At 68.8% G+C, this 10,544-nt stretch carries 6 protein-coding genes; 5 read left to right on the forward strand and 1 reads right to left on the reverse strand.

Going from position 1 to position 10,544, the window contains the following annotated elements:
- The 4 genes from E1264_RS33685 to E1264_RS33700 all read left to right on the forward strand — a co-directional run.
- A partial coding sequence (locus E1264_RS33685; RefSeq protein WP_132180046.1) for an ATP-binding protein occupies positions 1-1,968 on the forward strand: 1,968 nt, incomplete at its 5' end.
- Positions 1,969-2,141: 173 nt separating this feature from the next.
- Positions 2,142-3,185: a radical SAM protein gene (locus E1264_RS33690; RefSeq protein ID WP_132180048.1), complete on the forward strand. Its 1,044-nt coding sequence runs from the start codon at positions 2,142-2,144 to the stop codon at positions 3,183-3,185.
- A gap of 20 nt (positions 3,186-3,205) precedes the next feature.
- A complete protein-coding gene (locus E1264_RS33695) occupies positions 3,206-4,870 on the forward strand; it encodes a radical SAM protein (protein WP_165964520.1) in 1,665 nt (554 codons plus the stop codon).
- A 104-nt stretch (positions 4,871-4,974) separates the two neighbouring features.
- The gene (locus E1264_RS33700) at positions 4,975-5,727 is read left to right on the forward strand and encodes a 3-oxoacyl-ACP reductase family protein (protein ID WP_165964521.1); all 753 of its coding nucleotides are present in this window, start codon (positions 4,975-4,977) and stop codon (positions 5,725-5,727) included.
- Between the two features lie 34 nt (positions 5,728-5,761).
- Here E1264_RS33700 and E1264_RS33705 read toward each other — a convergent pair whose 3' ends face one another.
- The gene (locus E1264_RS33705) at positions 5,762-6,154 is read right to left on the reverse strand and encodes a hypothetical protein (protein ID WP_132180054.1); all 393 of its coding nucleotides are present in this window, start codon (positions 6,152-6,154) and stop codon (positions 5,762-5,764) included.
- 582 nt (positions 6,155-6,736) lie between these two features.
- Between E1264_RS33705 and E1264_RS33710 the strand changes: the two genes are divergently transcribed.
- Positions 6,737-10,345, forward strand: coding sequence for a WD40 repeat domain-containing serine/threonine-protein kinase (locus E1264_RS33710; RefSeq protein WP_132180056.1), 3,609 nt, complete (start codon positions 6,737-6,739; stop codon positions 10,343-10,345).
- Positions 10,346-10,544: the final 199 nt, after the last annotated feature.

A 10,544-nucleotide genomic window follows, 5' to 3' on the forward strand; every position in this document is an offset into this window, starting at 1 on the left:
GTCCAGTCCCAGCGCGCCCCGGTCGGCACGGTCTCGAACAACCTGCCCCGGCAGGTCATGGACGAGCTGGTCGGCCGTTCCGAGGAGATCGCCGCGCTGCACACGATCTTCGCTGCCGGGACGGGCGGCATCACGCTCATCGACGGCGCGGCCGGTACCGGCAAGACGACCCTCGCCCTGTACTTCTGCCACGAGCTGGCCTCCCAGGAGGCACCGCCGGCGGACGTCATCATCTGGCTGTCGGCCAGGACGTCGCTGCTCCAGACCGAGGGCGAGGTGCCGACCGTGGCGAGCGCCTCCGACCTCGGTGACCTGACCGCCACCATCGCCATCGCCCTCGACCGGCGGGACCTGCTCCGGCTGCCCGTCGACCAGCGGGCCGCGGGCATCACGGCGGCGCTCGCCGACATCCGGAGCACGATCGTCCTCGACAACTTCGAGACCGTCACCGATCCGCAGGTGCTGCCCTACCTGAACGATCTCCCGCAGAGCGCGTCCGTGATCATCACGAGCCGGCGGCGGATCGACACCCGCCACCGCATCCACCTGCAGCCGCTGGACGCCGAGAGCACCAAGAGCCTGGTGCGCGCCGGGCTGCGGCAGCGGCGGCTGGACCAGACGGTGCAGACCATCGACTGGATCGTCGACATGTGCGGCGGCATCCCCCTGGCGATCAACTGGCTGATCGGGCGGATCGCGCTCGGTGCCCCGCACCTGGCCGCGGGGACCGGGCGCCTCGACGACGAGGCGCTCCTGCGCTACCTCTTCGAGGTGGGGGTCAGGCAGGCCGCCGACGTGAGCAGCGTGCTCCCGCTGCTGGTCCTCGCCCACCCGCCCGCGAACATTCCGGACAGCCTGCTCGAATCGGCGCTCGCCGAGCTCGGCCTGTCCGAATCGGAGATCGCCGGAAGCCTGGCGACGCTCGCGACCTTGAACCTCATCGAGTACAACCCGGCGTGGCGCAGGTACTACATCCTTCCGGTCATCAAGCGTTTCCTGCTCGAGCGGTTCTCCGGTGAGGACATCGTCGTGCCGATCAGCCGCGAGAGCATCAGGCACGCCTATATCCGGGCGCTCACCGAGCATCTGAACGACGAAAGCGACTCGCTCTGGAACATCGGCTACACGCTCAACCGCTGGGATCGCGACCGGACGAATGCGCTGAGCAGCATCCGCACCACCCTGGCCCACAAGGAGATCGAACTCGCCGCCGGCCTCCTGCTGGCCTTCTACCCCTTCGCCATCACCTTCGGCCATTTCGACGAATTCATCGAGTTCTCGGAGGCCGTCCTCGCCGAGTCGGACGAGCTGGGCCTCATGGAGGTCGTCGAGCTGCGCGCCCGCAGGGCGTCGATCCTTTTCCATTCCGGCGACGTGGACGCCGCGGACGAGGAATTCGCCCTCGCCGACGCGCTGTTCGCGCCGGTGGCCGCGACCGCGAGCGACCGGATCATCGACCTCATGTTCTTCATCCGCGCCATCATCGCGGTGTGGCGGCTGGCGCCGGACGCCGAGCAGATCCTCCAGGAGGCGATCGAGTTCAGCCGCCGGCGCGGCGTCGTCTGGACCCGGCTGGGCTTCCAGGGCTGGCTCGCGACCTACCTCATCGGCGTCGGCCGGCTCACCGAGGCCGACGAGCTGCTGACCAGCTCGTTCGCCGAGTGTGAGGAGAGCGGAGACCAGCGCACCAGCGTGTTCCTGCACGTCGCGCTCGCGAAGCTCAGGCTCGCGACCGGCGACTACGACAGCATTCTCCGGACCGCTCCGGCGGTGCTCGCCAACGCCAGCGAGTACGGCGAGGACCACAACTGGGCACATCTGCATCTCGCCGTCGCCCGAGCCTTCTGGCACAAGGGGCAACTCGACGACTCCCGGCAGCACGTGGAAGTGGCACGAGACCTGTATGTCCGGCTCGGCGCACAAACAGGAATAGAAGATTGTGACGACCTTATTTCCCTACTGGACTGAGCAATACGCCGCATCGGGCGGCTCGGCGATGCCTGCGCCACACGTCAGAGAAGGGACCCGCGAGCGCGTCCGAAGCCATAGTGATTATGAGGGTTGACATCGAGGCGGCCGAGTGGATGATGGACTCACCGGCGCCGCATATTTAGCGGCCGCCCCGTGCTGCGGAGGTTGTCATGACCGCCGGCAGAGATCCCGCAAAGTCCTTTACCACGTTCCTCGATGACGTCCCGTCCGGCCCTCCGGTCACGGCATATATGAACATCATACGGCGCTGCAATGCCCGCTGCCAATACTGCACGGACTGGACGGCGCCGCGCAATCCGCACCTCGACCCCTCTCGCGACCGGCTTCGCACCATTTTCACGGAATTGAAACGGCTCGGCGTGCGGGACGTGGTGCTGAGCGGAGGCGAGCCCTTTCTCCGGCGCGACCTTGACGGCGTCCTGAGAGACGCCCATCAGCTGGGCTTCGGAATCCGCATCATCTCCAATGGCACCCTCATTCGCCCGGGCCATATCGAACTGATCCGCGAACTCGGGATCGACCGGGTCGGCGTGTCCATCGACAGCCTGTCCGCCGAACGCATGAAGGCGATCCGCGGGCTGCGCGTCCACCAGGTGACACGGGCGATCGAGACGCTGGCGGAAGCCCGGACGCGGCACCCGTCCCTGCGCGTCTCCATCTATGTCACCGTCAACCGCTTGAACATCGAAGACCTCGTACCGCTCGCGGAATACGCGAAAGGGCTGCGGATCGACGTCCAATACCAGCCGGTGCATTTTGCGGAGACGGGCCTGGAAGAGCACATCCTGACCGAGCTCTGGCCGGACGAGCGTGACATCGAGCGGCTCGGCGAGGTGGTGGAGGAACTCCTGCTCCGCAAGCGGACGGGCGACCTGCCGATCAACAACCGGCCCGAGTTCCTCGCGACGATCCCCGCCTTCTTCCGCAACCGGACGTTCCATCCCGAGCGCTGCACCGTGGCCTACACGGACGTGGTCATCGACGGGGAGCTCAACCTCAAACCGTGCTGGTCGATGCCCCCGGTCAAGAACCTGGCCGCACCGGACACCGATCTGGTCGAGCTCTGGCATTCCGGCGAGATGCGCGAGATCCGGCGCGACATCCGTGAGCACCGCTGCCCGGGCTGCCTCTATGTCTGCCATCTCAACAAACCGCACGTCCCGCTGCCCGAGCTTCGGCATCAGGCCCCATGACGGCGGGTGGATCGGGCTCCATGGACGAGAACTCCGCGGGCGGGAACTCCGCCGTCCGCCGCTATGCGGAGCGCCCGCGCCGGCTGCTCCTCGCGCAACTCTATGGACTGCTCCAGCCCGCCAATGCCGAGCCTCTCTCGGTGGCCACGCTGGCGGCTCACGTCGATTCGCTGGACGTCGAGCTCCCGACCTTCACCACCATCGTCAACCCGGCGATCGACCCGGATGCCGTGGACCGTCTGCTGGCCACCATCCGGCGCGACGGCCATGACCTGGTCGGCCTCTCCGTCCCCCAGGGCACTTTTGAAACGGCGAAGCGGATCCTCCTCGGCCTCAGAACGTTTCCCAGCGCTCGACGTCCCGAGATACTGCTCGGCCACGCGCTGCCCACCCACATCCCGCACCGGTTCCTCGCGATCGAACCACGGGCGATCGTGATGAGGGGGTGGGCAGAGACGGCCTTGGAGCACTACATAAGGGCGCGGCTGGCGAACACGGTCGACTGCCGCGAGCTGCCGGGCGTCGCCTTTTCCGAAGGGAACCGCGTCATCGTGACGCCATTGGCGGAACGCGCGGACGCTCCGTCGCTCCGGCCGCCTCGCCGGCTCGGCACCGGTGACGAGTACTTCCGGCGGATCGAATCCAGCCGCGGATGCCAGTTCGGAAGGTGCACGTTCTGCACGCGTCCTCCCGGGATCAGGGACCGGTGGAGCCGGCTACCGCCCGACCGTATTGCCGGCGACCTGGAGCGCCTGCACAGGCTCGGCGTCCGCCGGTTCACCTTCACCGACGAAGACTTCCTCGGAAGCGACACGCGATCCGCCGAATGGATCGCCGACCAGGTGCAGCCCTACGACTTCACCTACACGGTGTCCGTCCGTGCCGACAACGTCGCGTTGAACCGTGCCGTCCTCGCTTCGACGTCGGCGCATTCTCGCGAGAATCTGCTGCGACGCCTGTACCGGTCGGGGTTGCGGCAGGTGTTCGTCGGAGTCGAGTCGCTGTCCAACTCCCAGCTCCGGCGCTATGGCAAGGGATCGACCGCGCAGCTCGCCGTCGACGCGATCGGGACGCTGAGGCGGCACGGCTTCGGGGTGGAGATCGGCCTGGTCCTCTTCGACCCGTTCACGACGCTGGACGAGCTGGCCGAGTCCTCCGCCGCGCTGGCCCGGACCGGGCTCTGGCGGTTCATGGGCTCGCCGTTCGGACGGATGCGGATACAGGCCGACACGGCAATGGCGCGATCGAAGAAGTACAGGCCCGTCCTCGGGGCGTTCGACGCCGATGTGATGTCGTTCGCCTGGCGCTTCGCTGACGGCACGGTGGCCGAGGTGCACCGGCGCTGCGAATCCTGGTGGTCGCCGCTCGACGACGCCTACCGGCTCGTCAGGAACGTCATCCGTACCCAGGACGCGACGGCGGAACAGATCTGCGCGGCGCAGTCGGCGGTGCTGCTGCTGCGCCGGAACGCGCTGCGGATGCTCGACGCCACCATCGAGGCCGTCGGGCGCGCCGACCCGTCAATGGCACAGGACGAGATAAGCCACCTTACCACAGAATGCACGAATGCTTTCGAGCGGGTGGCCACCTCGTTCGAACGGGATTGTCACGGTTCGCCTGCCGCGGCGGAGCTCATTTCGCACCTGGACGCGGTAAGGGCGCCCACCCTCACCCGGAGACCATAGCCCCAGAGAAGGGACGGCCCGCACGATTTCAGAAACCTCGGGCCCGGCCACTCGCCGGGCCGGTAGTCTGCTGCCCCGGCCTTCCCGGACGGTCGCGAAGAAGAATGGATGCAAAGTTGACCACTGATATCCCCGTCGCCCTGGTCACCGGTGGTGCTCGCGGCATCGGGAGGTCGATCGCGGAACAACTCGCCGATGACGGCTTCGGGCTCGTCATCAACTATGCGAGGTCGGAGGCCGACGCGACGGAACTGGCCGAGCGTCTCGCCGCCCGCACCACCACCATGGCCGTCCAGGCCGATGTCAGTGATCGGGCAGCGGTGCAGGGCATGGCCGATTCGGTGCGCGACAGGTTCGGCCGACTCGACGTCCTGGTGAACAACGCCGGTGTCACGATGGCGGGCGATTGGCGGAGCCTCGATCCGGCGGAATGGCGCCGCACGCTGGATGTCAATCTCACCGGTTCGTTCAACTGCATCCAAGCCTTCACCCCGTTACTACGAAAGGCGGGTGTCGGCCGTATCGTGAACATCGGGTCGACCTATGCGGACATCGGCGGGGCGCCCATCGCGGCCTACTCCGCGGCGAAGTCCGGTATCGATTCACTCACCAAAGTGTTCGCGAAGGAACTCGCACCGGACATTCTGGTGAACTGCGTCGCCCCGGGAAATATCGACACCGAGATGACCCGGTCGGCCGGCGAGGACTTCGTCCAGACGATCATCGAGCAGACGCCGCTGCGCCGGCTCGGCGCGGCCGTGGAGGTGGCGAAGAGCGTGGCGTTCCTGGTTTCGGACGCCGCCGGTTTCATCACCGGGCAGACCCTCGTCATCGACGGCGGCCACAGCCTCCGGTAGCGCCACCGCACCGAACTCTCAATGCCTCACGGCCTCACAGCGCTTCCACATACCGGATCTCACCGGGCTCGAACCGGGGGCTGAACACGCTGAAGAAGCGCACCGGTTCGGTGCCGAGGTTCTCCAGGCTGCACGCCATCCCGGCGGGAACGCTGATATAGACCGGCCCCTCGGTCGATACATCGAAGACGCGATCAGACCCCGGGAAGTCTCCGCGGACCCGGAACCGGCCGCCATAGACGAAGATCACCTCATCGCCCTTGTCCGGCCGATCATGCACGTGATGTCGCTGCGCGACCCCGGCCCTGACGATGCCCATCGCGGCATCACAGAACTTGGCCACCGGAAAGAGCCGTGCCTCGATGCGTTCGTCCGTGAAGTCCTGCAGTGGCAGCTCGTTGCTGGCGACGATCTGTAGGTCGGTCACGAGTGTCTCCCCGATCAGGGCAGCATCGGCCGGGTTCCCGGGTGCCGGGAACCGCGGAGGCATCAGTGCCGTTTGAGGCCTCGCCCCATGATGGCTTTTTCTCGAACCCGGTGCCAGCCGCTCGCACGAATAGGCCGCCACCGTCACCTGACTCTTACTTCGCCTTGCCCTGTATCCGCTGGTAGCGTCCCCTTCCCGGGGCCAAGGGGCGATCTCGCCCACCCTGGCCGATGCCGGTCGTCACCGAGACGGATACGAGGAGCGTTCCATATAGGCACCCGAAATGGGCCATCGCCGCGGGACCCGCCTGAAACACGCAGGGCAATTCCCTACCGGAGTGACGGAAGCGCAAGAACGTCCGGCCCGGCGACGGATTGATTGGCGTGATGCATTTCCGCCGGATGAACGGACAAGCGGGGCGGAGCCGGGCAGTGAGCGGCAGGAGCCGGCGCATGCCGCCGCCGGCCGCACCGCCCAGCCGCACCGCCCAGCCGCCCGGGGATGCGGTGATTTCTTCAGAACTGGTGGGTGGCCCGTGGCGTCTATAGCGGTGGCGGTTGACGAGTCCATGGGCGGGACGTGATGGCTGACCCTTTGCTCTCAGGTGATCCTCGGCAGCTCGGTTCGTACTGGCTCGCGGGACGGCTCGGTGCCGGCGGACAGGGCGTCGTCTACGAGGGATACGACGGCGCGGGCGGCCGGGTGGCGGTCAAGGCGCTGCGCCCCGATCGGGTCGGCGACGCGTTCCGCGACCAGATGGGCCGGGAGGTGGAGGCGCTCGGGCGCGTGGCGCCGTTCCGCACGGCGCGGATCATCGAGGTCGGTCTCGATGACGTGCAGCCCTATCTCGTCAGCGAGTATGTACCGGGTCCGGATCTGCGGACCTGGGTGGAGGAGAACGGCCCGTACGATTCCGGGGAACTGTTCCGGCTGGCGATCGGCGTCGCGACGGCGCTGGCGTCGATCCACCGCGCCGGGGTGACGCACCGGGACCTGAAGCCGGCGAACGTGCTGCTGGGGCCCGACGGCCCGCGCGTCATCGATTTCGGCATCGCGCGCACCGAGGAGATGACGCGGAGCGCGACCGGGCAACTGAAGGGCACCCCGCGATGGATGGCCCCGGAACTGTTCCAGGGCGAGCACGCCTCACCGGCCGTCGACGTGTGGGCGTGGGGCGCGATCGTGCTGTTCGCGGCGACCGGCCGGCCGCCGTTCGACGCCGACACCCTGCCCGCGCTGTCCTTCCAGATCCGCAACAAGGATCTTGACCTGACCGTGCTGCCGGAGCCCCTCCGCTCCCTGGCCGGACGGGCCCTGTCGCGGAATCCGGAGCAGCGGCCCAGCGCCATGGAACTGCTGGAGGGCCTGCTCGGCGACGAGCACGGCGACTCCCGGCTGGAGGCGGGCACGCGGGAAGCGGGTGGCCTGCCGGCGGCCTCCGTCCGTCCATCGCTGGGAGAAGCCGCGGAGGACGCGTACGCCCGCCTCGCCCCGGACGCGCAGGCCGTGGTGCCGCGCGTCCTGCTGCGCATGATCGTCACCGCGTCGGACGCCGACCACGCGCTCCGGCAGGTCGCGGTCGAGGAGTTCACCGACACCGAGAGCGAACCGGACACCGTCCGGCGGGTCCTTGACGGGCTGTGCGAGGCCGGGCTGCTGGTCCGCGAGGGCGACGCGATCATGCTGTCCACGCCCGCGCTGGTGCGCGCGTGGCCCCGGCTGCGGGGATGGGTCGACGACGAGCGCGACGCCCTGGCGGGCCACCATCGGCTCATCGACGGCGCGCGGCGCTGGGACGACCACGGCCGCAAGGGCGGCGACCTGCTGCAGGGCACGCCGCTGGACGAGGCCGTCACGCGGGCCGTCGCCGGGCACCGCCATCTCGCCCTCAACCCGCTCGAACGCACCTTCCTCGATCACTCGGTGCGCGCGGCCCGGCGCAGGAACCGTAACCGCACGCTGGTCAGCGCGGCACTCACGATCCTGCTGATCGTCGCCACGGCGACGGCCGGGGTCGCGGTCGCCCAGGGACGGACCGTCGCCCGGCAGCGGGACACCGTCGTCCAGCAGCGCGACCGGGCGGTCGGCACCCGTATCGCGGGCGTGGCCGCCACGCTGCGCCATACCGATCCGGCCACCGCCAGGCAGTTCGCGGTCGCCGCCGCGAGCCTGTCGCCCGGCGGCTACGAGGCCAGGAACGCGCTGCTGGCCACGGACAACCAGCCGGTGCAGTACACCTATCGGCCGCCGGGGATCGACCGGACCTGGCGCTCGGCCGGCGACCGGACCGGGCGCCTGCGGGCGTACGTCCGCGGCAACGAGGTGAAGGTCGCCGACGTCGACGTGCGCCGGGTGGTCTCGTCGTTCCGGTTCCCGGGCGAGCCGCTCGACACCCGGTCGCCGTCCGCGGGCACCGTGTCGCTCAGCGCGGACGGCAAGGTCCTGTCGCTGATCAAGCGGGACCGCACGATCGGGATCCACGACACGATGACCGGGCGGCCGTTTCCCGCGAGCTTCCGGGCTCCCACCCCGGTCCAGCAGCTCGGCAGGCACGGCAGGCGGCTGCTGGTCGGCGAGTCCGACGGCATGAGCGTGCGGGACACCACGACCGGAAAGTCGCTGCTGACGATCCCGTACGCGATGGGGGCCGCGGACGTCACGCCCGACGAGAAATACCTGGTCACCGCGCATGGAACCGAGGTGGACCTCTGGGACCTGGCGTCGGGGCGCAAGGCGCGCACGCTGCGCCTCGTCCCGGGCGACGAACGGATCTCGAACCTGGCGCTCAGCCCCGACGGCGCGCTCATCGCCCTGCGTCAGGGCGACCGGCTGTGGGTCGGGCCGTTCGAGAATCCCGGCCCGTCGCAGATGGCGTTTCAGAAGGTCCCGGAGCCCGCCCTCGGCGAGAATCTGGCCTTCAGTTCCGGTGGACGATATGTGACGCTCCAGGGCTCGGTCTGGGACACCCAAGACCTTCAGTCGTGGACCACCGACCGGCACCCGGCTTTCAAACACCCCGATCCCGGATGCCGTTCCGGGACGTTCGGGCCCGGGGACCGGACCCTGCGCTGCATCAGCTTCGACAACGTCGTCACCGTGGTGTCGCTCGGCGCGATTCTCGACCCGGTCGAGATCTTCGGGGCGGGCAATCTCGTCGGCAAGCCTCTGCTGAGCCAGGACGGTTCAACTCTCGCAGGGGTCGTGCGCGCCTCGTCCAATGTGGAGATGTGGAACCCGGCCAAACAGGCACGCCGGGGATCGCTGCCTTTCCAGGGGAGCAGTCCGGTGGTGAGGGGCGAACTGTCCGCGGACGGGCGGCTCCTGGCGAAGGCCCATGCGAACGGGGACATCGAGATATGGGACGTCCTCTCCAGAACACAGAAGACCACCCTGACGACGCGGCGCCATCTGGAATACGAGCCCTTCACCGGAGACACCGTTCAGATCGCGTTCTCTCCTGATCGCGGGACGCTCGCCGTCCTCACCAACGAATCCGGGCGGGCGAGCCTGCTCGAACTGTGGGATATCGCATCGGGAGTCCGGCTCTCAGCGTCCAGCGGGCAGCCGCCCGCCGGAGGGCAGGACCGGATCCAGGCGGACCACCAGACCGGCGGCGTCCGGGTCCTTTTCAGCGGTGACAGCCGGACGGTGGTGTCCGCCCCGGACCAGGGCGTCGTCGAGGTCGCCACCGGCAGGCGGCTGGCCGCCCCCGACTTCGCGGTCGGCACGCCCCTGGCCGTGAACAGGGCCGGTGTCGTCGCGGCGAAGAACCCCGACGGAAAGATCGTGCTGTGGGACGGGCGGTCGCTCCGGCGCGTCGCCGACACCACTCTCGCCGGCACCGGACCGCAGGCCCCGGCGGCCTTCTCCCCCGATGGGCGCCTCCTGGCCGTCGCGGACGAGACGACGAACCAGATCCGGCTGTGGGACCTCCCCCGAGGCCAGGCGCTCGGCGCACCGCTCACCGGCTTCTACCGCGACAAGGAGGACCACGGTGCCCCCATGATCGGGCGGCTGGCCTTCACCCCGGACGGTTCGGCCGTCCTCGCCATCGACACGAGCGGCCGCCTCCGCACCCACCGGGTCGCCCCCGACAAGATCAAAGCCGCTCTCTGCGCCCAGTTCGGTCCACTGTCGAAGGCGAACTGGAAAACGCACATCCCCGAAGTTCCGTACCGAAGCACCTGCTGACCCCCGCAGCGAGGGACGTCGCTTGGCGTTCGCTCGACGTTCAGATGCTGCGAAGGCGGGCGGCCTCGTCCTGCAGAGCCGTCATCATCGCCTGCGCCTGGGCGGACGGGCGCGGCCCGGTGATGGCGACGGTCGCGCGGCCCGTCCAGCGGCTGTCGGTGACGGCCACGGCTCGCAGCCCCGCGGGCAGGGCCGGGAG

The sequence above is a fragment of the Actinomadura sp. KC216 genome, assembly GCF_004348535.1.
Taxonomy (GTDB): domain Bacteria; phylum Actinomycetota; class Actinomycetes; order Streptosporangiales; family Streptosporangiaceae; genus Spirillospora.